A 21,714-nucleotide genomic window follows, 5' to 3' on the forward strand; every position below is an offset into this window, starting at 1 on the left:
CAGGGGAAGGCCTTTTTGCTATGCGCCTTCAGCACGCGAGTGAGCAAGCCCAGTCAACAGACTGGGCTTTTTCGTGCCTGCAATCTGACGGTGATGAGTGACGAGTTGGGCGACCAGTGGCATGGAGGGGCTTGATCGAGGCTGTTAGCGTGGGTTGGTGATTGGCCTAATATGCGTAAAAGAGATAAGCAAAGCGCTTTTTCTTTCTTCCTGATATATGTGGAAGGCGGCATTCTGTACTCAACCCAACGATATGGAGTATCACCATGAAATTGCGAATGACCGCCCTGACCCTGCTCTCTCTGCTGGCACTCGGCCAGGCCAATGCGGCCGAGGTGCGCCTGCTCAACGTCTCTTATGACCCGACCCGCGAGCTGTTCCAGGAATACAACAGCGCCTTTGCCAAGGAGTGGAAGGCCAAGACGGGGGATGATGTGGTGGTGAGCCAGTCACACGGTGGCTCCGGCAAGCAGGCCCGTGCCGTGGTGGACGGCCTGGAGGCGGACGTGGTCTCCCTGGCGCTGGCCTATGATGTCGATGCCGTGGCCAAGGCGGGTCTTACCGCCAGCGATTGGGAGGGACGCCTGGCCAACAATGCGTCTCCCTATACCTCCACCATCGTCTTCCTGGTGCGCAAGGGCAACCCCAAGCAGATCAAGGACTGGGGCGATCTGGTTCGCAAGGATGTCGCCATCGTGACCCCGAACCCCAAGACCTCCGGCGGTGCGCGCTGGAATTACCTGGCTGCCTGGGGCTATGCCCTGAAGAAGAGCGGTACTGAAGAGGGGGCCAGGCAGTTTGTCGGCGATCTGTTCAAGAACGTGAAGGTGCTGGATTCCGGCGCCCGGGGCGCCACCACCAGCTTCATCGAGCGGGGCCTCGGCGACGTCTTGCTGGCCTGGGAGAACGAAGCCCTGCTGGTGCTGAATCAGCCGGGGACCAGCGACAAGTTCGAGCTCGTGGTGCCCTCGGTCTCCATCCTGGCCGAACCCCCGGTTGCCGTGGTGGACAAGGTAGCCAAGAAGCACGGCACCGAAGCGGTCGCCAAGGGCTATCTTGACTACCTCTATTCCGACGAGGGGCAGCGGATCATCGCCAAGTACCATTATCGCCCGAGCAACCCGGCAATCCTCAAGGAGACATCGGCCCAGTTCCCGCAGCTGGCGCTCTTTACCGTCAAGGATCTGGAAGGGGATTGGGACAAGGCACAGAAGACGCACTTCGCCCAGGGCGGGCTGTTCGACCAGATTTACCAACCGGGCCGCTAACGGTGATTGGTCCCTGTGACAACAGATAGGAGCACCATGATGAACAAGATCCTTCTGGTTCCCGGTCTGCACAACAGTGGGCCGGATCACTGGCAGAGTCGCTGGCACCAGCAATTTCCCCAGTGGCAGCGGATGCTGGGTCTGCCCTGGGACAAGCCGGACCTCACGGTCTGGAGCACCAAGCTGGCGAGCAAGCTCAGAAGCCGCCGCAGCCGGGTCCACCTGGTGGCCCACTCCTTCGGCGCTTTGACGGCGATTGCCGCCGCCCGGCTGCAACCGGACAAGGTCTCCTCCATCCTGATAGTGGCACCTGCGGATCCGGCCCGCTTCGGCATCCCGGACGAGGCGCTGACGGGCTCCATCAAGGTGTCCGCCCAGCTTATCGCCAGCCGCAACGATCCCTGGATGAGCTTCGAACGTGCCGAGTATTGGAGTCGCCAGTGGCAGGTGCCGCTGTTCGATGCCGGCGAGGTTGGCCACATCAATGCCCAGTCCGGTCATGGGGAGTGGAGTCAGGGGCTCAATCTGCTGAACACCCTTCATCACAGGGCCGAGATGGTGGTGGATCCCGCCTCGACCGAATGGGGCAGGCGGGCTGCCCTCAGCTTCCGCTGACCCTCTGCCCATATGACAAGGAGAGTTCCCGCAAGATATCAGACAGGCTCGCCACCCTGATCCCATAGTGACTGTCTCCACAGTTCAGGTTTCACCGCTCCGTTTGTTAGGTCTTTTATTTATATAAAAGACCTTTTTTTCTATTTATCACTCTAAAGGCCCTGGTTTGCCGTTGTTAGATAAAAAAGTGCTTAGCAAAGGCGTTATTGGTGTTTGTTGTCACTGGCGGTCGTGAGCAGAATCAGCGTATCGAAAGTATTTATAACAAACGGATGTGTTATGCGATTAAGTTCTTATTCCGTCCTCCCTGGTCTGGGGCCGACCCTGGGCTTCAGTCTGCTCTACCTGAGCATACTGGTGCTGTTGCCCCTCTCGGCGCTGGTGTTGTTTGCGGTGAACCACCTGAGCGCCGCCGAGTTCTGGCAGGTTATCGGCTCTCCCCGGGTACTCGCCTCCTTTAGGCTCAGCTTCGGGGCCGCCTTTGTCGCGGCCCTGCTCAACAGCCTGTTCGGCCTGATCCTGGCCTGGGTGCTTGTGCGTTACAGCTTCCCCGGGCGTCGCCTGGTGGATGCGCTCATCGACCTGCCGTTCGCCATGCCCACTGCGGTGTCCGGCATCGCCCTGTGCGCCATCTTCGCCCCCAACGGCTGGATAGGTCAGTGGGTTGCCCCCTTTGGCATCGAGCTCGCCTACAACCCCATAGGGGTGGTGATCGCCCTCACCTTCATCGGGTTGCCGTTTGTGGTGCGCACCCTGCAGCCCGTACTGCGAGAGGCTGAGACCGAACAGGAGGAGGCCGCCGCCAGCCTGGGGGCCAATCGCTGGCAGACCTTCGCGCGAGTGTTGTGGCCGACCCTGATCCCGGCGCTGCTCACCGGTTTCGCCCTGGCGTTTGCCCGCGGGGTAGGGGAGTACGGCTCCGTCATCTTTATCGCCGGAAATTTGCCGATGGTGTCGGAAATCGCGCCGCTGATGATCATGAGCCACCTGGAGGAGTATGACTATGCCGGTGCCTCGGCCATCGCCTCCGTCATGCTGCTGATCTCGTTTGTTTTGCTGTTGATCATCAACAAGTTGCAGGCCTGGAGCTGGGCACGCATCGGAGGAAGCCGGATATGAACGCATCCAACGCAAGCCTGGATCTGGCCCTCGATGGAGTGCCTGCCACTCAGGTACGCCAACCTGCCGTGACCCGTGAGCCCGCCTGGGTGAAGTGGCTGCTGATCAGCGTCGGGCTGGGCTGGTTCGCCGCCCTGCTGTTGCTGCCGCTGGCCACCGTCTTTATCCAGGCCCTGAGCCCGGGCCTCGCCTTCTTCTGGCATGCCATCAGCGAGCCGGATGCCCTGAGCGCCCTCGGCCTGACCGCCCTGGTGACCCTCTGCTCCGTGCCCCTCAACCTGCTGTTCGGGCTGGCGGCCGCCTGGGCCATCGCCCGTTTCCGCTTCCCGGGCCGGCAGCTGCTCATCACACTCATCGATCTGCCGTTCTCGGTCTCCCCGGTGATAGCGGGCCTGATGTTCGTGCTGATGTTCGGCAGCCGCGGCTGGTTCGGCGACTGGCTGAGCGAGCACGACATCAAGATCATCTTCGCCACCCCGGGGATCATATTGGCGACCACCTTCATTACCGTGCCCTTCGTGGTGCGCGAGCTGCTGCCCCAGATGGAGGCCCGTGGTCCGGAAGAGGAGGAAGCCGCCATCATGCTGGGGGCGAGCGGCCTGCAGATGTTCTGGCGGGTCACCCTGCCCGGCATCCGCTGGAGCCTGATGTACGGCCTGCTGCTCTGTACTGCCCGGGCGGTGGGGGAGTTTGGCGCCGTCTCCGTGGTCTCCGGCCACATTCGCGGCCAGACCAATACCCTGCCGCTGCACATCGAGATCCTCTACAACGAGTACCAGACCGGCGCCGCCTTCGCGGTGGCGAGCCTGCTGGCCCTGTTCGGGATCTTCACCCTGCTGGGGGAGACCCTGCTGGCCCGGCTGCGCGCTCAGCCCACTCACTCTCACTGATCACCGAATTCAAGAGGCTGCCATGAGCATTCAGGTACAAGGACTCAACAAGCATTTCAATCAGTACGCGGCCCTGGCCGACATCAACCTCGATTTTCACGACGGTGAACTGGTGGCGCTGCTCGGCCCCTCCGGCTGCGGCAAGACCACACTGCTGCGGATCATCGCCGGGTTGGAGCAGGCCGACAGCGGCAACGTCATCATTCGTGGCGAGGATGCCTCTGATCTCCACGTGCGCGAGCGCAACGTCGGTTTCGTGTTCCAGCACTACGCCCTGTTCAGGCACATGACGGTGTTCGAGAACGTGGCGTTTGGCCTGCGGGTCAAGCCGCGTTCCGATCGGCCGAATGAAGCCAGCATCCGCGCCCGGGTCAAGGAGCTGCTGGATCTGGTGCAGCTCAGCCACGTGGCCGAGCGCTATCCGACCCAGCTCTCCGGTGGCCAGCGCCAGCGGGTCGCCCTGGCCCGCGCCCTGGCGGTGCAGCCCAAGGTGCTGCTGCTGGACGAGCCGTTCGGTGCCCTCGACGCACAGGTGCGCAAGGAGCTGCGCCGCTGGCTGCGGGAGCTGCACGACGAGCTGCACGTCACCAGCTTGTTCGTGACCCACGATCAGGAGGAGGCGCTGGAGGTGGCGGATCGGGTGGTGCTGATGAACGCAGGGCGGGTCGAGCAGATCGGCACTCCGGCCGAGGTCTATGACCAGCCCGCCACCGCCTTCGTGCACAGCTTCCTCGGCAGCGTGAACCTGTTCCGCGGCCGGGTGGCCGGGCAGGGGCTTGGCATAGGTGAGCAGCAGCTGGGGGGCCCCATCAGCTCCCAGCTGGCACAGGGCAGTGCGGCCATTGCCTATGTGCGCCCCCACGAGCTGGAGATACTGCCGGCGGATGCACCGGGTGGCATCAGCGCCACCATCACCCGTCTGCTGCCCATGGGGCCGCGGATCCGGGTGGAGTTGCGCGGGGATGGCGAGACCAGGGGGGCTCACTACGAGGCCGAGCTGAGCAAGGAGGCCGCCCGTGCCTTCGCCCCCGGCCAGGGGGTGCGTCTGGTGGCCCGACATGCGCAGCTCTATCCCGACTACCAGATTTGAGGGCGAGTGCCCAAGACGAGACTCTTTTCAGGCTTGCAGCCGGACTCTGATCCGGCCACCCAATAACAAGAGGACGGTGGCAGCATCCACCGCCACTCAGCGCAGGAGGCGATGAGGTGAATTTTCAGCAATTACGCATTATCCGGGAAGCGGCGCGGCGGGATTACAACCTGACCGAGGTGGCCAATGCCCTCTTTACCTCCCAGTCCGGGGTCAGCCGCCATATCCGCGAGCTGGAGGAGGAGCTGGGGCTCGCGCTCTTCATCCGTTACGGCAAGCGGTTGCTCGGCATGACGGAGCCGGGCAAGGAGCTGCTGGTGATCGCCGAGCGCATCCTGGGGGACGCCGACAATATCCGCAAACTGGCCAGCACCTTCGCCAACCGGGATTCGGGGCGGCTGCTGGTAGCGACCACTCACACCCAGGCGCGCTATGCCCTGCCCCGTGTGGTGAAGGCGTTTCGCGAGCAGTTCCCCCTGGTGCAGCTGGAGCTGCGTCAGGGCAGCCCGGAGGAGATAGTGCGGCTGGTGCAGACCGGCGAGGTGGACATCGGCATCAGCAGCGAGCAGCTCGACAAGAGCGAAGGCGTGGTCGCGTTTCCCTACTACCGCTGGCACCACAACATAGTGGTGCCGGAGCAGCACCCGCTCACCGCCGAGCGGGAACTCACCCTGGCGGCCCTGGCCCATTGGCCCATAGTGACCTATCAGGCGGGCCTGACGGGGCGGGTGCGGGTGGATGAGGCCTTCGCCGAGGCGGGGATACATCCGCAGATCCTGCTGACCGCCCAGGATTCCGACGTCATCAAGACCTATGTCGAGCTGGAGATGGGGGTGGGCATACTGGCGGACATGGCGTTCGATCCCCAGCGGGACAAGGGGCTGGTGCAGCTCGACGGCAGCCGGCTGTTTGCGCCGCACACCGCCTGGATCGGCCTCAAGCAGGGGCAGTTCCAGCACAACTTCACCTGGCAGTTCATCCAGCTCTGCAACCCCGAGCTGGCGCTGGCGGAGATCCAGGCCAGGGCCATGAGCAACGAGCCCCTGCTCGATTACCAGATCTGAATGCCTCGCTGCGTCCGAAAAACAGGGAGCCCTTGGCTCCCTGCTTGCTTATTCGACACCTCAGCCAGGCCCAGAGCCTCGCGCATTGGTTAGCGCCCGCTCTGGGGACCCAGCATGCGATACAGGGTGCGATCCCCCTTGATCCTGTGATGGTAGAGGGCGGCGGCCACGTGCAGCAGGACCAGCGCAGCCAGCGCCAGGCAGCCGAGGCGGTGGACGCCAAAGAAGAAGGCGTTGATCTCCGGTGAGCCGATCGGGTTGGCGACCGGGTAGAGCCAGAACAGGGAGTAGCCCTGCTCCAGCATCAGGAAGCCGCTCAGCAGCACCACAAACATCAGGCCGTAGAGCAGGGCGTGCGCCAGCCTGGCGGCGGGATGGTGAGGCTGGGCCTGATCTTCGGGCAGGGGCGCGCGCCAGTGCCGCCAGCCCCAGCGCAGCAGGAAGAGCGGGGTGATCAGGGTCGCCATCGACATGTTCAACACCGACAGAAACTGAAACAGCCTGGGGTGGCTGTCGATCACCAGGTGCATCAGGTAGCCCGCCAGGGTGGCGTAGAGGATGACGGCGGCCATCAGCCAGTGCAGCAGGCGGCTCAGGGGGTCATAGTAGTCTTTCGTCATGGGATTTTTCCGACTGGGGCCCAGGGTGCAGAGAGGCACCGTGAGCCCGGATGACAGGCACAAAAAAGAGGCCGCTCGGGCCTCTTCTGCTTGCGGGGGATCAGTTCACCAGGGTCCAGGCATCCTGCCAGTTGGTGCCCACGCCGGGCTCATACTGGGTCGCCGTGCTGGTCCAGATGGTGCACCAGCCGCTGTAGGGGTAGGGCTTGCACTGATAGATCTTGCCATCTTTCGGCTGCAGCACCTTGGTGCCCGCAGCATAGGATTTGAGTCCCTCCGGGAAGCTGTACTGGTAGTCACCGCCGCTGGCGGGATCCTTGAACATCAGGTCCAGGGTCTGCTGCAGGGGGGCACCGCCCGCCTTCGGCTTGCCCTCGATCACCAGCTGGTGGTGGCCGGCGCTCAGACCGCCGACCGCCATGGTGAAGCTCTGGCTGCTGTCCTTGATGTCGGCGCCGGTCTGGCCCTTGGCGGCGCCGCCATGGTCATACAGGGTGTTGGTGACCGCGAGATCCCCCTCGGCCGTGACGGTGAAGTTGAGGGTGACCTTGCCGTTGTCGAGCAGGTATTCGCTCTCCAGTCCGCTTACGCTGATGCTGTTGCCCACCGGGGGTTGCTGCTGTTCGAGCTGGACCTCGACCCGCTGCAGGTTGCTGCCCGCCTTCAGGTAGACGGGGTTCTGGCCGTAGACCGGGTTGAACTGGCCATCTGTGCCCTGTTGGCCTGCGCGGATCTGGCTCTGCTCGGCGTTGATCCTGGCGGCCAGATCGTGGGCCCAGTTGTTCTTCTGACCCTGCTCGGCGGAGCCTATGGTCAGCACTGTCTGCAGATCGGTGCGCTCGCCGTTGGCGTCGAATACCCGGGTCTTGGCCTTGTCGCCGACCACCAGATCGGTGGAGGGGTAGATGGTCCCGCCCTGGCTCCAGGTCAGCGGCGGCTGGGTGCCGCCATCGAACTGGGCGTCGATGAGGTTGTAGAAGCTGTTGGCGGTATCGCCCACCTCCCAGACCCCGAGGATGACCTGGTAGCCGGTGCGCGCCGGCAGGGTGCACTGATGGGTGACCTGCTTGGGCGGTTGCACCATGCCCCCGTCGATGACGCAGAACGGATTGAGATCGAAGGAGTCCCTGGTCAGGGGCTGGTTCGGGTTCCACTCCTGCTTGGTGAGGTAGTAGCGCCAGTTGCGGGTCACGTGGTTGGCGGTGAAGGTCCAGCCGATGGCGAAGGGCCCGGCCTGCACCTGGCGCTTGGTCCAGCGATCGCTGGTCTGGACATCGAGTTCACCGAATTGCGGATGCCCGGCCGAGGCGATCTGGCCGTCGGCGGGGCCGCCATCGGGGAAGCCGGACGGCGCCTCCAGGCTCTGGGGCTCCCATTGAATGGCGCCACACTGGCTGTTGCCGCCGGTCTTGCACAGATAGTTGCGCCCTTCCGGCTGGCTGATGTAACCGTGGGCGAGCACGCCGCCGCTGGCCAGCAGCGCCAGCGCCGCGGCCACATGATTGAGTTGAATTTTTGCTGCCATACATTCCTCTGTTCGGTGATGTGGGCAGTCAAGTTGGCAGGGGAATTCCCCGTGACACACCTGAGTGTGGCAACCCCGCTATCCTGGACGACATGTCTTTAGACCGGAGGCTTTGCGTCCTGGCCTTTCAACCAGTTTGCCAAATGACTACATAAAGGGTCAGGGTGCCGCCCTTGAGGACGGCGCCACCATGATGGCTTCTTTTGATTAAATTATTAAGTGTAAATCTTTACAGCTTGACCTCATCGGAGTAGAGCAAACACTTAACACTCTGTTTTTAAAATTATATTTAATTCATCAAGTTGGGTTTTTCTTCGCCAGCTCTGTCAAAAGATGCAAAATCGCGACATTTTTCATCAATGAAAAAATCCCCTGCCGGCGAGGCCGGCAGGGGATGGGACTGTGTCAGACGGTCAGTGGTGCGGGTACTGGTCTGAGCGGCGGGAGGGCGAGGGGCGCGGGGCCTGACCGGGCGCCAGATCCCGGGGGAGGCCATTGCCGAGCCTGAACACCGCCAGCCGCTCGTCCAGGCTGCGCGACAGTCCGGCCAGCAACTCGCTCTCCTGGGCCAGCTGGGAGGCGGCCTGGGACATCTCGAGCGCCGAGTCGTTGATGCCGTTGACGTTGCGGTTCATGTCTTCCGCCACCATGCTCTGCTGCTCCGCCGCCGTGGCTATCTGGGTCGCCATATCGCTCACGTGCTGGATGTGGTTGACGATGAGGGAGAGATCCTGCCCCGCCTTCTCGGACTGGCCGACGCTGCTCTCCGCCAGCTTGCGGCTGGCATCCATGGCGCTGGCGGCGGTCACCGCCCGCTGCTGCAACTGGGTGATGGTGCTCTGGATCTCCTCGGTGGAGTGGCGGGTGCGGCTGGCCAGCTGGCGCACCTCGTCGGCCACCACGGCGAAGCCGCGACCCTGCTCGCCGGCCCGGGCCGCCTCTATGGCGGCGTTGAGGGCCAGCAGATTGGTCTGATCCGAGATGGCGCTGATGACGGCGGTCACCTCCCCTATCTGCATCACCCCCTCCTTGAGTCGATTGACCTGATGGGTGGCCTGCTCCACCTCGGTGGCGAGCGCCTGGATGCCGTGCACGCTGGCGTGGACGTCTTCGTTGCCGAGCCCGGCCTCGCTGGTGGCGTCCCGGGTGTCGCGGGCGGTGTTCTCGGCGTGGCCCGCCACATCCGAGATGGTGGCGCTCATCTCGTTCATGGCGGTGGCGAGCTGGGCCAGCTGATCCCGCTGGCTGTTGACCGCCTGGTTGGTCTGCTCGGCGGAGGCGGCGATGCGCAGGGCGGCATCCGCCACGTTGCGGGCCCCCTGGCTGGCTTCCAGCAGGGCGCGGCGAATGGCGTCCAGCCCCTGATTGGTGCTGGTGGCGACGGCCCCCAGCTCATCCTTGCCATGCACCGGGATGCTCACCACCAGATCCCCGGCCGCCACCTGGGCCATGGCCCCCTTGATCTCGGCGAGCGGCCTGACGATGGAGCGGCTGATGGCCACTCCAAGCCACCCCATCAGCAGGATCACCAGCAGGGTGGCCCCTCCCATCAGCTCATACTGGGACCAGATGGTGGCCTCGATGTCCTGCAGCAGCACGCCCGAGCCCAGGATCCAGCCCCAGGGCTGGTAGCCGGTCACCAGGGACATCTTCTGGGCCGCCTCGCCGGAGGGGGAGAGCCACTGGTACTCCAGACGGCCCTGATGACCGCCCTTGCCGAGATCCACCATGCGCTGCCAGTGGGATTCGGCGGGCGTCCCGCCCATCTGCTGGCCGACCAGCTCGGGCTTGGCAGGGTGCACCACCACCCGGCGATCCTCGTCCAGCACGAACAGATAGTTGTCCCCATCGAAGCGCATGCTGTCGAGCATGGCCTTGGCTTGCGCCTGGGCCTCTGGGGCGGGCAGGGTGGCGGCCAGGGTCTGGATCCGGCTCATGGCGAGATCCAGCACCGCCTGCAGTCTGGCTTCCCGCTCACTCATCAGGTTGCGATGCAGGGCACTGGCGGAGATGAGCAGCAGTGCGATGAAGCCGACCAGCGCCACCGAGAGCAGCAGCATCAGTTTGCGACTCACGGCGATATCACCGAGCTTGAACATAGTCTTTTCCTTCTTTCCCGTGCGGATCTGGTGAGGGCCAGTCAGCTGGCTGGCCTTGATTGTTTTGTGTTTAACATTTATTTAACTTTCAAGAGGTTGTGATGGTTGATTGCCAATTGAGTGTGTTGGCAACCAGTATAGCCAGCAGACAGAAACCCTCGCTTTTGGTAGCGTGGTCTGGCGCATCCCGGCGCACCATTTGCCGGCTCTATTTGCAGGAAGTGTGAATGAGTTGGCATTTCACCAAAAAGGAGTGGGCGCCCCCGTGGCCGCCCCATAACAAGAGGGAAGTTATGAGTTCCATTGCCAGGAATTACTTGAACCAGCTCAACGCCGACTACCTGCGAGTACACAGGCGCAAGGAGGATCTGTTCTGGTCCACCTACATGGGCATCAGCGACGATCAGGCCGGCTTCACCGCCGCCGAGCAGGCCTACAAGGCGTTCTGCGCCGATCCTGCTCGTCTGCCGGTACTGCGGGAGATGCTGGCCCAGGCCGAGGAAGAAGAGCTCAAGCGCGGTCTGGGAGGCTGGATAGCCTTCTTCGAGTGCAACGTCATCGAGGATCCGGCCGCCGCCGCCCTGATGGACGAGCTGGTGGCCGCCGAGGCGGATCTGTTCGCCCGCCGCAAGGGGCTCAGGCTCACCCTGCTGGACGAACAGGGCCAGCAAGTGGCCGGCAGCCTGCCCGCCGCCAGCACGGCGCTGGCCGCCAGTAGCGACGAGGCGGTGCGCCAGAGTGCGATCGCCATGTTCCATACTCTGGAGCAGTGGGTGGTCGGCAACGGCTTTCTCGAGGTGGTGGCCCTGCGCAACCGCTTCGCCCGGGCCATGGGCTATCGGGACTACTTCGACTACAAGGTGCACAAGAACGAGCAGATGAGCCCGGAGCAGCTGTTCGCCGTGCTCGACGACTTCATCGCCCGCACCGAGCAGCGGGTGCACCAGAGCCTGGCGGAGCTGAAATCCGCCAAGGGGGAGGCGGCCCTGCTGCCCCACAACCTGCGCTACAGCGTGAGCGGCGACGTGACCCGCCAGCTCGACCCCTATGTGCCCTTCTCCCGGGCGCTGAAGGATTGGGTCCAGAGCTTCCGCCGCCTCGGCATCCAGTATCGCGGCGCCACCCTGACCCTGGATCTGCTGACCCGGGAGGGAAAATACGAGAACGGCTTCTGTCATGGCCCGGTGCCGAGCTTCTGGCAGGAGGGGGAGTGGGTCCCGGCGGTGGTCAACTTCACCAGCCTGGCGGATCCGGCCCAGGTGGGCAGCGGCTGGAGCGGCCTCAACACCCTGTTCCACGAGGGGGGCCATGCGGCGCACTTTGCCAACGTCACCGGCAACGCCCCCTGCTTCTCCCAGGAGTTCCCGCCCACCTCCATGGCCTATGCCGAGACCCAGTCCATGTTCTGCGACAGCCTGCTGGACGACGCCGACTGGCTCAAGGGCTACGCCAGGAACGCGGCGGGGGAGGCGATTCCCGACGAGCTCATCAAGGGGATGATAGAGGCGCGCCAGCCGTTTCGGGCCTTCAACGAGCGCCAGATCGCGCTGGTGGCCTACTTCGAGCGGGATCTCTACGCCATGGCAGAGAGCGAGCGCACTCCAGAGGCAGTGCTGGCGCTGGCCCGTCGCTGGGAGCGCCAGATCCTGGGGGTGGAGAGCCCGCGTCCGCTGCTGGCCATTCCGCACCTGCTGAATCAGGAGTCGGCCTGCGCCTATCACGGCTACCTGCTGGCGCTGATGGCGGTGGAGCAGACCCGTGCCTACTTCCTGGCGCGCGACGGCTACCTCACCGACAACCCGCGCATCGGGCCGGATCTGGCCGCTCACTACTGGGGGCCGGGCAACGGCATGACCCACGATGAGACGCTCAGGAGCCTCACTGGGGAAGGCTTCAGCGCCGCTCCCCTGGCCAAGGCGTGCAACCAGAGCGTGGCGCAGGCGTGGGCGACGGCCGCAGCCTGCATGACGGCGGCGAGCCAGCGCCCGCCGGCAGGGGAGGGGACGCCCCTAGACGCCCACATCCGGGTGATGCACGGCGCCGAGCTGATAGCCGACAACCTCGAGTCGGAGACCAGCATGCTGGCCGACTTCGAGGCCTGGATCCGCCAGCATTATCGGCGCGAGCCCGCCGCCGCCCGGTGAGGCGCTCCTCGACCAGCAAGCCCTGCCCATCGGCAGGGCTTGTTCATTTCAGCGGGAAGCAAGCCAGGCGAGGCGGGACGGGATCTTGGCCGCGGCGCCGAGTCGGGGCGCAAGGTGCGCCTGTTTTTTGCGCCATCTATCTGTTTTGGCTATTAATTATGGTGATGCGCAGAGGCTTTGGCTGAGCGCTGGCGAGGCGGGTCACAGATATGTTTCTCTGGATATATTGAGTATTCACGGCGATCCCATATCATGGCGCTCGCTCGCCGCCAGAGAGTGGCGACATTCAGATGATTAGCTAAATACAAAGCCCTGAAGGCTTGTCGAGGGATGGAAATTGAGAGCCGTATTGTTGTGTTTGCTGGGGCTGTGGCCCGCATTGAGTTTTGCCACCCTGTCCGCCGACATGGTGGTGGTCAAGAAGTCGAGCTATAGCCTGACCCTGATGAAGGATGGCAAGCCGGTCAAGCGCTATTGGGTCGCCCTGGGGCCGGCTCCCAAGGGGCACAAGCTGCAGGAAGGGGATCAGCGTACCCCGGAAGGGCGCTACACCCTCGACTACAAGAAGAGCAATTCCGGCTTCTACAAGGCTATCCACATCAACTACCCGAATCTGGACGACATCAAGCGTGCCAACGAGCTGGGAGTGCGCCCGGGCGGCATGATCATGATCCATGGTCAGCTCAACCGCATGGGGGATCGCAGGGTACAGCCGTCCAACTGGACCAATGGCTGCATCGCCGTGCTCAACCACGAGATGGACGAGATCTGGAACGCCGTCGAGCCTGGCACCCCCATCATCATCGAGCCCTGATCCTCGCCCCTCACGCCCGCTGCCCAGCGGGCGTTTTATTTCCGCCCTGGATGGCGTGACAGCCCATCCCGCGCCGTGCTAGTTTTTCCGGCTCGCGTTGGAAGTCACAAGGATGATCCCATGATGTCAGGAACGAGCCTCCCTGCGCCCGAGCGCACGGGCGTGCTCTGGTGGCGCGCCACCCTGGATATTCTCCCCCTCTCCATTTCCGTGATCCCCTGGGGGATACTGTGCGGCGCCCTGGCGTTGCAGGCGGGCCTGAGCCCGGTGCAGGCCCAGCTGATGTCGCTGCTGGTCTATGCCGGCGCCGCCCAGCTCTCGGCCACCACATTGTTCGGGGCGGGCACCCCCTTGCTGCCCATCATGGGTTCCACCATGGTCATCACCTCCCAGCATCTGCTCTACGGCTTCACCTTCCGCCGGGACGTGCTGCCGCTCTCCCTGCGCTGGCGTGCCAGCCTCGCCTTCTTCCTGACCGACGAGATGTTCGCGGTGGCACTCAAGGACAGGGAGCGCCACGGCGTCTTCAACCCCGCCTATGCCCTGATCGCGGGCTTCGTGTTCTACCTGTTCTGGAACCTGGCGACCCTGCTCGGCATCGCCGCCGGCCAGTACATCGAGGGGCTGGACAAGATGGGGCTGGACTTTGCCATCGCCGCCACCTTCATCGCCATGACCATACCCGCCATGAAGAACCTGCCCATGGTGGCGGCGACTGTGGTGAGCGGCGGCACTGCGCTGCTCACCAAGCCGCTGCTGGCGGAGATCCACATCATCATCTCGGCCCTGGCCGGCATGGTGGTGGGCTATGTATTGCACCGGATGAGGAGATGACCATGGGCTGGCTGATGATAGGCCTGCTGGCCCTGATCACCTTTTTCAACCGCTTCGCCTTCTTCTCGCGGCTGACCCGCTATCAGCCCGGTGCCGAGATGGGGGCCTTCCTCAGCTTCTCGGCCCAGTCGGTGCTGACCGCCATCTGGCTGCCCATCGTCTTCAGCTATGAGCCGGGCAAGGGGCTGGAGTGGGATCCGGATTACCTGGCCGCGACCCTGCTGGTGACGGTGCTGACCCTGCTGCGGCTGCCGACCCTGGTGGTGGTGGTGGTCGGCATGGGGGGCTTCTTCCTGCTGCGCTGGCAGGGGGGACTGGCGGCGCTGCTACCCTGGTTGGGTTGAGCCGTGATCCTGCATAACGGATGTCTCTATCAGACATCCGTTATGTTATGAATGTCACTTCAAAAAAGGCCTCTCGAGTGTGAGGATTTAGGCATCATCCGCCAAGGAGTTTCCCATGTCCCTCACCGCCAGCTGCCAGCGCATAGTGCGCGACCCCCTGCTCTCACCCGCTCAGAAGAGCCATGCCCTGGCGCTTGCCGCCGAGAATGCGCTGCCCTATCCCGCGCTCCCTGCCGAGGTGAGCGAGGCGATGGCGCAAGGGGTGCTGTGCGACATGTTCGAGGGACATGCCCCCTACAAGCCGCGCTATGTGCTGCCGGATTACGAGAAGTTCCTGCGCCAGGGCTCCCCCTGGCTGGAGCTGGCGCCGCCACGGGATTTCGACGAAGCCCTGGATGCCCTGCGCATCCTCTATCACCATGTGCCCTCGGTCACCGGCATGCCGGTCTGGCTGGGGCGCCTCGATCACCTGCTGCTGCCCTTCGTCGGGGAGCTGGATGACGAGACGCTGTATCGCAAGCTGAAAGGCTTCTGGATCTACCTGGACAGGGTGCTGCCGGATGCCTTCATGCACGTCAACATAGGCCCCGACGACAACAGGATCTGCCGCCTGATCCTGCGCATCGACGGCGAGCTCAAGCAGGTGGCGCCGAACCTCAGCCTGTTTCACGATCCCGCATCGACCCCGGACAGTCTGCTGATGCAGGGGGTGCAGAACATAGCCCAGTGCGCCAAGCCCCACATCGTCAACTACCCGATCCACAGGGAGACCTTCGACGAGCGCGGCTTTGGCATCGTCAGCTGCTACAACGCCCTGCCGCTCGGGGGTGGCGCCAATACCCTGGTGCGCCTCTCCCTCAAGGGGATGGCCGAACAGAGCGCCGACCTCGAGGAGTTCATGACGCGCTGGCTGCCCCACTACTGCGAGCAGGCCTCCCGGCTCATCGAGGCAAGGGCCGCCTTCTTGCACGAAGAGTCCGGCTTCTTCGCCAGCTTCCTGGTGGAGGAGGGCTTGATCGAGGAGGCGCGTTTCGTCCCCATGTTCGGCATCTTTGGCATGGCGGAGGCGGTGAACCTGCTGATGGATAAGGCGGGGCTGCCCGGGCGCTATGGCCACGACGAGGGGGCGAACCAGGTCGGCCATCGCATCTCGGCCCGGCTCTCGGCCTGGGTGACGGCCCGGCCCCAGCCCCACGCCTGGGGCGGGCGTGCCCTGCTGCACTCCCAGGGCGGGCTCAGCCTGGACAAGGGGGTCACCCCCGGGGTGCGCATCCCTTATGGGGAGGAGCCGGATCCCGCCAGCCACCTGCTGGCCCTGGCCCCGCACCACGGCTACTACCACTCCGGGATCAGCGAGATCCTGACCCTGGATCCCACCATACGCCAGAACCCGCAGGCGCTGCTGCAGCTCTGCAAGGGGGCCTTCGCCCTCGGCATGCGCGAATTCAGTGCCAACGTGGCGGACAGCGATCTGGTGCGGGTGACCGGCTACATGATCCGCAAGAGCGACCTGGCCCGCTTCGCCGCCGAAGGGTCGCGGTTGCAGACCACCTGCCTCGGCGCCGAGGCGAGCGAGCTGACCGGGATCCGCCAGCGGGCGCCGCGGGTGCTGGGCCTTGAGGCAAGCTTGTGTGACTACTGAGGATGACAAGGGAGGGCGCACGGCGACGGTCAGTCGCTGGCTGCCCTTCTCCTGCGTGGACGGCCCCGGCAACCGGCTGGTGCTCTTCCTGCAAGGGTGCAACTTTCGCTGCCCTGGCTGCCACAACCCCCACACCATAGGGCTGTGCGATCACTGTGGCGACTGCGTGCCCGGCTGCCCGAGCGGGGCCCTGACGCTGGTCGAGGGCCGCCCTGGCGAGAGCCGAGTGCGCTGGCAGGCGTCGCTCTGCACCGATTGCGATCGCTGCCTGGATGCCTGCCCCCGCAGCGCCAGCCCCAAGACCCACCAGATGTCGGTGGCCGAGGTGCTGACCCTGCTGCGGCGCTACGGCCCGCTGCTCACCGGCATCACAGTCTCCGGCGGCGAGGCGACCACCCAGCTGCCGTTCGTGATCGACCTGTTTGCGGCCATCAAGGCCGCGCCGGATCTGGCCCACCTGAGCTGCCTGCTCGACAGCAACGGCTCCCTTGGCGAAACGGGCTGGCAGCGGCTGCTGCCGGTGCTGGACGGCGCCATGATCGATCTCAAGGGGTGGCGCGAGTCGGCGCACCAGGCGCTCACCGGTCAGGGCCGCGAGCGGGTACTGGCCTCGCTGCAACTGCTTGCGCGGGCGGGCAAGCTGGCGGAAGTGCGGCTGCTCCATGTACCGGGGCGCACTGATTTCATCGATGCCGATGGCAAGCTGGAGGCGGGCCTGGCCAGCTTTCTGCAAAGCCTGGGGCCCGTCCCCATTCGTCTCAACGGCTTTCGCCATCACGGGGTGCGCGGAGAGGCGACGATCTGGCAGAAGGCCGCCATGGAGGAGCTTGAAAGGTTGTCCAACGCATTGAAGGTGAAAGGATTTGGCCCTGTTTCCCTGCCGCCGCTGTGACGGGCGCCGAATGTTCTGCCTCCTGAGACCCGATATGACGCAACTGTGACGTCTGTCTATTTGGTGCTCGCAACGTGGCGGCTAGAATGGGAAAACCGCCCACCATCAACAGATACCCATGAGTGAAGCCAACGCCATATATCGAGTGCAGTTTATTTGTCACAACGAGCGTTACGAGGTCTATGTCAGGGACGTGAATCAGGGCCAGCTGTTTGGCTTCATCGAGATCGCGAACTTCGTGTGGGACAACCACACGGCGCTCATCGTCGATCCCAGTCACGAGAAGCTCAAGAGTGAGTTTGCCGACGTCAACCGCACCCTGATCCCCATGCACCAGGTGCTGCGCATCGATCAGGTGCGCAAGCAGGGGGCAGCCCGCATCACGGAGCTGGGCAACAACGTCGCCTCCTTCCCGAGCCCCATCTACACCAAGAAGCCCTGAGCCGCCCGGTACTCTCAGGCACCCAGCTCCCGTGCGAGCTGCAGGATCCGCTGGCGGAACCAGTGCAGGGCGGGATCTTCCCCCAGGGGGCCGTACCACACCAGGCTGTGGGTCACGGCGCCGTAATCGAAGGGGACGGGCCGACTCACCAGCCCGGACGGCCTGGCCTGCCCGGCCCAGCCGTCGATGGCGGTGAGGATGAGATCGCTCTGGCGCAGCAGGGCGGCGGCACTGCCAAAGTCCGGCAGGGTGGCACCAATCTGGCGTCGTACCTGGCGCTGGGCCAGGCTCTGCTCGAAGAAGGGGTCGGCCAGCTCGCTGTCGCGAATGACGATATGGCGCCAGCTTAAGTAAGCATCCAGATCCCAGGGCTGATCCTGCGCCGGATGATCCGCGCGCAGCAGGCAGACCAGCTTGTCTTCCCGCAGCGTCTCCCATACCAGGCCAGGCTGGCTGGGCAGGGGCTGGCTCTGATCGTGGGGCAGGATCACGAAGTCGAGCTTGCCCGCCGCCAGCGCCGCCAGTCCCTGCTGATCCTTGTTCCAGATGACGGGCACCAGCCCGGGCACCTCCCGCATCAATTTCCCCAGCACGGGCCCCATGGGCCAGATCATGCTGCTCTCGCGCATCGCCAGATTCAGCTCCCCCTGCCAGCTGGCGGGGTTGAAGCCCTCCGGACTGGTGAGGCCGTTCAGCTCGCTCAGCAGCCGGCGCAGGCTGGGGCCGAGCCGCTCGGCAAAGGGGGTCAGCAACAGCTGGTTGCCCTGGCGATAGAGCAGCTGATCTCCCAGCAGCTCCCGCAGCTGGTTGAGAGTCTTGCTGACGGTGGAGGGGGTGGTGCAGAGGCGCTCGGCGCTGCGGGTGACGCTCTGGGTGTCCAGCAGCAGGTGCAGGGTCACCAGATGGCGTCCGCCGAGGCGTGAGAGCGCGATGAGATCCATGAAACCTCCCGGGATGAAGCCCGTGCGGGCGAGGATGAGGGGGGCGTCCGGCTGCCGGGATTGCCCTTCCAGCCGGAGCAAACAAAAAGCCCCGCCTGAGCGGGGCTTGCGGGGATCAGCCCTTGAGCACGGCGGCCATGGCGTCCGCCACGTAGTCGACGTTGCGGCTGTTGAGGCCCGCCACGCACATGCGGCCGGAGCGCACCAGATAGACGGCGAACTCTTCGCGCAGGCGATCCACCTGCTCCGGCGTGAAGCCGGTGTAGCTGAACATGCCGCGCTGGCTGATGAAGTAGCCGAAATCGCGGCCCGGCACCTTGGCGCTCAGCACCTCGAACAACTTCTGGCGCATGGCCTTGATGCGGGTGCGCATCTCGGTCACCTCGCCGACCCAGAGGGCGTGCAGCTCGGGCTGGCTCATCACGGCCGCGGCTACCTGGCCACCGTGAGTGGGGGGGCTGGAGTAGTTGCGGCGCACCGTGGCCTTCATCTGGCCCAGCACCCGGCTCGCCTCTTCGGCATCCTGGCAGATGACCGACAGGCCGCCACAGCGCTCGCCGTAGAAGGAGAGGTTCTTGGAGAAGGAGTTGCTGACGAAGAAGCTGACACCGGCGGCCACCATGGCGCGGATGGCGTAGGCATCCTCTTCCAGCCCGTCGCCGAAGCCCTGATAGGCGATGTCCATGAAGGGGATCAGGTTCTTCTCGACCACCAGGGCGATCACCCGGTCCCACTGGGCGCGGGAGAGATCCACCCCGGTCGGGTTGTGACAGCAGGGGTGCAGCAGCACTATGCTTTTCGCCGGCAGGGTGCCGAGGCAGTCGATCATGGCGTCGAACTGCACGCCGCCGGTGGCCGCGTCGTAGTAGGGGTAGTCGTGCACCTTGATGCCGGCCCCCTCGAACATGGCCTTGTGGTTGTCCCAGGTCGGATTGCTGACCCACACCTCGGAGGTCGGGAAGTAGCGCTTGAGCAGATCGGCGCCGATCTTCAGGGCGCCGGAGCCGCCTATGGTCTGGATGGTGGCGATGCGACCCGCCTTGACCGCCTCGTGATCGGCGCCAAACAGCAGGTGCTGTACCGCGGTGCGGTAGTTGGCGGCCCCTTCCATCGGCTGATAGGGGCGCGGCGCCGGCGCGGCTGCGCGCTGGGCTTCGGCCTGCTGCACCGAGGGCAGCAGCGGAATGCGGCCCTGCTCGTCGTAATAGAGGCCGATCCCCAGGTTCACCTTCTGCTCGCGGGTGTCTTTGTGGAAGGTCTCGACGAGCGTGAGTATGGGGTCGCCAGCATAGGCATCGACGTGTTCAAACATGGGGGGTCCTTGAAGTTGACTGTCCAATTTTCGCCGGCTCTGGGCCGGGGCCGTTATCATGGCGTAATCTGGAAGTGGCCTCAAGTTGTTCGGCATGGCGGCAAGGATGACAGCTGTTGTCGTAGCAAGCGGGCGGCGTGGTTCCTGCAGAATCTGCCAGCCATGACATTAATCCCCCCCATTTTGGCCGCTGAGGATGCCTTTTATAGTGTCACTTGGATAACATTGTCGTGCATATGGCACTCAATCATGAGAGTCACCCGGTTGCCAGGAGCTCATGCAGGGCCACCTGAGACAAGTGATCAGTTGCATAATAAACCGAGAATTTTCTGACAACACATTGCAGTGTGCCTGGGTCCCGTTGCGGGGCCCCACCATAACGGGTGACCCATCGCCGATGACTCGACACGTTTCTAATGCCTCTTCCCCCTGGCTGGACTGGCACGGCCTGGGTGGCTGGAATATCTATTTCCTTGCCAAGTTTGCCCTGCTCTGGGCGGGCTACCTCAATTTCCATCCCCTGATCAATCTGGTGTTTGCCGCCTTCCTGATCTTCCCTCTGCCCCGGGCTGGGCTGCGGCGCATCCGGCACTGGCTGGCACTGCCTGTCGGGGTGGGGATCTTCTATCACGACACCTGGCTGCCGGGCATGGAGAGCATTCGCGCCCAGGGGGCGCAGGTCTTCTCCTTTACCCTGGATTACTGGCTTGAGCTGTTCGGCCGCTTCATCAACTGGGAGATGGTCGGCGCCGGCTTCGTGATGCTGACCCTCTATCTGTTCATCGCCCAGTGGCTGCGCTTCACCCCCTGGATCCTGCTGGCCCTGCTCTGGCTGTGGCTCTCGCCCCTGCTGGGGGATCCCTTTGCTTCCCAGGCAACCCGGGTCGTCAGCACCGACAAGGGCCGCGAGCCGGCGGCCGAGCCTGAGGACAAGCAGGTATCCATGGCGGAGCAGCTGGATCAGAGCGCGCCGCCGACCAACCAGAATCTCAATGCCTACCTCGATAGCTTCTATGCGCAGGAGCGGGACAGGGTCGTGGATTTCCCGCAGCAGTTGCCAGCGGATGCGGCCCCCTTCGACGTGCTCATCATCAACATCTGCTCCCTGGCCTGGAGCGACGTGACGGCCAGCGATCTGATGGCTCACCCCATAGGTCGCCACCTGGACCTGATGTTCAAGCACTTCAACTCGGCCACCTCCTACAGCGGCCCGAGCTCCATCCGGCTGCTGCGGGCCAGTTGCGGACAGACCAGCCACCAGGGGCTCTACACGACAGCGCCCAGCCAGTGCCTGCTGTTCGACAACCTGGCCCAGCTCGGGTTTGAGAAGCAGGTCGCCATGGATCACTCGGGGGCATTCGGCAACTACCTCAAGGATCTGCAGCAGTATGCCAGCCTGGATGTCCCCCTCATGAGCAAGGAGGGAATGCCCCACGATCTCGCCTCCTTCGATGGGGAGCCCATCTATCGGGATGATGCCCTGTTCACCCGCTGGCTGAGTGAGCGGCAGAAGAGCAAGGCCGAACGCAATGTGACCTTCTTCAACCTCATCGCCCTGCACGACGGCAACCGCTACGCGGCCACCCGCCAGATTGCCCCCTACAAGGCGCGACTGCAGACCCTGCTCGATCAACTGGATCAGTTCCTCACCTCGCTGGAGCAGTCTGGTCGCAAGGTGGCGGTGATCCTGGTGCCCGAGCACGGGGCGGCCATCGCCGGCGACAAGATGCAGATGGCCGGTCTGCGCGACATCCCCAGTCCCAGCATCACCCAGGTGCCGGTCGGGGTTGCCCTGATCGGTGCCAAGGGCGGCCATGAAGCGACCAAGGCCATAGACACACCCAGCAGCTTCCTGGCCATCTCTGAGCTCATCTCGCGCCTGGTCGGCGGCAACACCTTCGGCAGTGCCACCATAGATTGGGACGGGCTGCTCAAGGAGTTGCCCGAGACCCCTGCGGTCTCGGAGAACCAGGGCTCGGTCGTGCTCGAATATCAGGGCAAGTACCACATCAAGCTGGGGGAGGGGGACTGGGTTCCCTATCCCCTATGACACCGGAGG

Annotated in this window: 19 protein-coding genes and 1 riboswitch; of the genes, 14 read left to right on the plus strand and 5 right to left on the minus strand. The window is 64.2% G+C overall.

Annotation, left to right across the window (positions count from 1 at the left end; all coding sequences use genetic code 11):
- Window positions 1-266: 266 nt before the first annotated feature.
- The 6 genes from AAHB08_RS11385 (at window position 267) to cbl (ending at window position 6,046) form a co-directional block, all read left to right on the plus strand.
- Entirely contained in the window at window positions 267-1,268 is a 1,002-nt protein-coding gene (locus AAHB08_RS11385; RefSeq protein ID WP_342058979.1) for a sulfate ABC transporter substrate-binding protein, read from the plus strand.
- Window positions 1,269-1,307: 39 nt separating this feature from the next.
- On the plus strand, window positions 1,308-1,883 hold the full coding sequence (locus AAHB08_RS11390) for an RBBP9/YdeN family alpha/beta hydrolase (RefSeq protein ID WP_342058980.1): 576 nt from the start codon (window positions 1,308-1,310) through the stop codon (window positions 1,881-1,883).
- 279 nt (window positions 1,884-2,162) lie between these two features.
- A complete protein-coding gene (gene cysT, locus AAHB08_RS11395) occupies window positions 2,163-3,002 on the plus strand; it encodes a sulfate ABC transporter permease subunit CysT (RefSeq protein WP_342058981.1) in 840 nt (279 codons plus the stop codon).
- Window positions 2,999-3,892, plus strand: coding sequence for a sulfate ABC transporter permease subunit CysW (gene cysW, locus AAHB08_RS11400; protein ID WP_342058982.1), 894 nt, complete (start codon window positions 2,999-3,001; stop codon window positions 3,890-3,892). Before cysT ends, cysW begins: the two co-directional genes overlap by 4 nt.
- Before the next feature lie 22 nt (window positions 3,893-3,914).
- The gene (locus AAHB08_RS11405) at window positions 3,915-4,982 is read left to right on the plus strand and encodes a sulfate/molybdate ABC transporter ATP-binding protein (protein ID WP_202047812.1); all 1,068 of its coding nucleotides are present in this window, start codon (window positions 3,915-3,917) and stop codon (window positions 4,980-4,982) included.
- 116 nt (window positions 4,983-5,098) lie between these two features.
- The gene (gene cbl, locus AAHB08_RS11410; RefSeq protein WP_025325756.1) at window positions 5,099-6,046 is read left to right on the plus strand and encodes an HTH-type transcriptional regulator Cbl; all 948 of its coding nucleotides are present in this window, start codon (window positions 5,099-5,101) and stop codon (window positions 6,044-6,046) included.
- An 89-nt stretch (window positions 6,047-6,135) separates the two neighbouring features.
- On the opposite strand, the gene AAHB08_RS11415 is transcribed toward cbl, so the two are convergent.
- The 3 genes from AAHB08_RS11415 to AAHB08_RS11425 all read right to left on the minus strand — a co-directional run bounded on the left by AAHB08_RS11415 (window position 6,136) and on the right by AAHB08_RS11425 (window position 10,290).
- Complete coding sequence (locus tag AAHB08_RS11415; protein WP_236661780.1) at window positions 6,136-6,666, minus strand: cytochrome b; 531 nt, start codon at window positions 6,664-6,666, stop codon at window positions 6,136-6,138.
- A gap of 100 nt (window positions 6,667-6,766) precedes the next feature.
- Window positions 6,767-8,191 (minus strand): N-acetylglucosamine-binding protein GbpA, encoded by a 1,425-nt coding sequence (gbpA, locus tag AAHB08_RS11420; RefSeq protein ID WP_342058983.1) that lies wholly within the window; start codon window positions 8,189-8,191, stop codon window positions 6,767-6,769.
- Window positions 8,192-8,256: 65 nt separating this feature from the next.
- Window positions 8,257-8,342, minus strand: a riboswitch (cyclic di-GMP riboswitch).
- A 262-nt stretch (window positions 8,343-8,604) separates the two neighbouring features.
- Window positions 8,605-10,290 carry a methyl-accepting chemotaxis protein gene (locus AAHB08_RS11425; RefSeq protein ID WP_342058984.1) on the minus strand — a complete coding sequence of 562 codons (1,686 nt, stop codon included), beginning with the start codon at window positions 10,288-10,290 and terminating at the stop codon, window positions 8,605-8,607.
- A gap of 293 nt (window positions 10,291-10,583) precedes the next feature.
- On the opposite strand from AAHB08_RS11425, the gene AAHB08_RS11430 reads away from it, so the two are divergent.
- The 7 genes from AAHB08_RS11430 (at window position 10,584) to AAHB08_RS11460 (ending at window position 17,402) form a co-directional block, all read left to right on the plus strand.
- Window positions 10,584-12,434: a M3 family metallopeptidase gene (locus tag AAHB08_RS11430; protein WP_342058985.1), complete on the plus strand. Its 1,851-nt coding sequence runs from the start codon at window positions 10,584-10,586 to the stop codon at window positions 12,432-12,434.
- A 337-nt stretch (window positions 12,435-12,771) separates the two neighbouring features.
- Window positions 12,772-13,248, plus strand: coding sequence for a L,D-transpeptidase family protein (locus AAHB08_RS11435; RefSeq protein WP_041206757.1), 477 nt, complete (start codon window positions 12,772-12,774; stop codon window positions 13,246-13,248).
- A 120-nt stretch (window positions 13,249-13,368) separates the two neighbouring features.
- Window positions 13,369-14,082 (plus strand): AzlC family ABC transporter permease, encoded by a 714-nt coding sequence (locus AAHB08_RS11440; RefSeq protein WP_139439611.1) that lies wholly within the window; start codon window positions 13,369-13,371, stop codon window positions 14,080-14,082.
- A 2-nt stretch (window positions 14,083-14,084) separates the two neighbouring features.
- Window positions 14,085-14,426 carry an AzlD domain-containing protein gene (locus AAHB08_RS11445; RefSeq protein ID WP_139439610.1) on the plus strand — a complete coding sequence of 114 codons (342 nt, stop codon included), beginning with the start codon at window positions 14,085-14,087 and terminating at the stop codon, window positions 14,424-14,426.
- 115 nt (window positions 14,427-14,541) lie between these two features.
- Complete coding sequence (locus AAHB08_RS11450) at window positions 14,542-16,068, plus strand: YjjI family glycine radical enzyme (protein WP_342058986.1); 1,527 nt, start codon at window positions 14,542-14,544, stop codon at window positions 16,066-16,068.
- On the plus strand, window positions 16,058-16,960 hold the full coding sequence (locus AAHB08_RS11455) for a YjjW family glycine radical enzyme activase (protein ID WP_342058987.1): 903 nt from the start codon (window positions 16,058-16,060) through the stop codon (window positions 16,958-16,960). Before AAHB08_RS11450 ends, AAHB08_RS11455 begins: the two co-directional genes overlap by 11 nt.
- A 118-nt stretch (window positions 16,961-17,078) precedes the next feature.
- Window positions 17,079-17,402 (plus strand): DUF1820 family protein, encoded by a 324-nt coding sequence (locus AAHB08_RS11460; RefSeq protein WP_139439607.1) that lies wholly within the window; start codon window positions 17,079-17,081, stop codon window positions 17,400-17,402.
- A 14-nt stretch (window positions 17,403-17,416) separates the two neighbouring features.
- On the opposite strand, the gene AAHB08_RS11465 is transcribed toward AAHB08_RS11460, so the two are convergent.
- The gene (locus AAHB08_RS11465; RefSeq protein ID WP_202047818.1) at window positions 17,417-18,343 is read right to left on the minus strand and encodes a LysR family transcriptional regulator; all 927 of its coding nucleotides are present in this window, start codon (window positions 18,341-18,343) and stop codon (window positions 17,417-17,419) included.
- A gap of 115 nt (window positions 18,344-18,458) precedes the next feature.
- Window positions 18,459-19,655 carry an amino acid aminotransferase gene (locus tag AAHB08_RS11470; RefSeq protein WP_342058988.1) on the minus strand — a complete coding sequence of 399 codons (1,197 nt, stop codon included), beginning with the start codon at window positions 19,653-19,655 and terminating at the stop codon, window positions 18,459-18,461.
- Between the two features lie 397 nt (window positions 19,656-20,052).
- On the opposite strand from AAHB08_RS11470, the gene bcsG reads away from it, so the two are divergent.
- Entirely contained in the window at window positions 20,053-21,705 is a 1,653-nt protein-coding gene (bcsG, locus tag AAHB08_RS11475) for a cellulose biosynthesis protein BcsG (protein WP_342058989.1), read from the plus strand.
- Window positions 21,706-21,714 lie beyond the last annotated feature (9 nt).

Source organism: Aeromonas sp. OTU364 (assembly GCF_038440395.1).
GTDB lineage: Bacteria > Pseudomonadota > Gammaproteobacteria > Enterobacterales > Aeromonadaceae > Aeromonas.

Excerpts from the sequence above, each read along its gene's own strand:
- AAHB08_RS11385 (WP_342058979.1), top strand. The coding sequence starts at position 267 with ATGAAATTGCGAATGACCGCCCTGACCCTGCTCTCTCTGCTGGCACTC.
- AAHB08_RS11390 (WP_342058980.1), top strand. The coding sequence starts at position 1,308 with ATGAACAAGATCCTTCTGGTTCCCGGTCTGCACAACAGTGGGCCGGAT.
- cysT (WP_342058981.1), top strand. The coding sequence starts at position 2,163 with ATGCGATTAAGTTCTTATTCCGTCCTCCCTGGTCTGGGGCCGACCCTG.
- cysW (WP_342058982.1), top strand. The coding sequence starts at position 2,999 with ATGAACGCATCCAACGCAAGCCTGGATCTGGCCCTCGATGGAGTGCCT.
- AAHB08_RS11405 (WP_202047812.1), top strand. The coding sequence starts at position 3,915 with ATGAGCATTCAGGTACAAGGACTCAACAAGCATTTCAATCAGTACGCG.
- AAHB08_RS11415 (WP_236661780.1), bottom strand. The coding sequence starts at position 6,666 with ATGACGAAAGACTACTATGACCCCCTGAGCCGCCTGCTGCACTGGCTG.
- gbpA (WP_342058983.1), bottom strand. The coding sequence starts at position 8,191 with ATGGCAGCAAAAATTCAACTCAATCATGTGGCCGCGGCGCTGGCGCTG.
- AAHB08_RS11425 (WP_342058984.1), bottom strand. The coding sequence starts at position 10,290 with ATGTTCAAGCTCGGTGATATCGCCGTGAGTCGCAAACTGATGCTGCTG.
- AAHB08_RS11430 (WP_342058985.1), top strand. The coding sequence starts at position 10,584 with ATGAGTTCCATTGCCAGGAATTACTTGAACCAGCTCAACGCCGACTAC.
- AAHB08_RS11440 (WP_139439611.1), top strand. The coding sequence starts at position 13,369 with ATGATGTCAGGAACGAGCCTCCCTGCGCCCGAGCGCACGGGCGTGCTC.
- AAHB08_RS11445 (WP_139439610.1), top strand. The coding sequence starts at position 14,085 with ATGGGCTGGCTGATGATAGGCCTGCTGGCCCTGATCACCTTTTTCAAC.
- AAHB08_RS11450 (WP_342058986.1), top strand. The coding sequence starts at position 14,542 with ATGTCCCTCACCGCCAGCTGCCAGCGCATAGTGCGCGACCCCCTGCTC.
- AAHB08_RS11460 (WP_139439607.1), top strand. The coding sequence starts at position 17,079 with ATGAGTGAAGCCAACGCCATATATCGAGTGCAGTTTATTTGTCACAAC.
- AAHB08_RS11465 (WP_202047818.1), bottom strand. The coding sequence starts at position 18,343 with ATGGATCTCATCGCGCTCTCACGCCTCGGCGGACGCCATCTGGTGACC.
- AAHB08_RS11470 (WP_342058988.1), bottom strand. The coding sequence starts at position 19,655 with ATGTTTGAACACGTCGATGCCTATGCTGGCGACCCCATACTCACGCTC.
- bcsG (WP_342058989.1), top strand. The coding sequence starts at position 20,053 with ATGACTCGACACGTTTCTAATGCCTCTTCCCCCTGGCTGGACTGGCAC.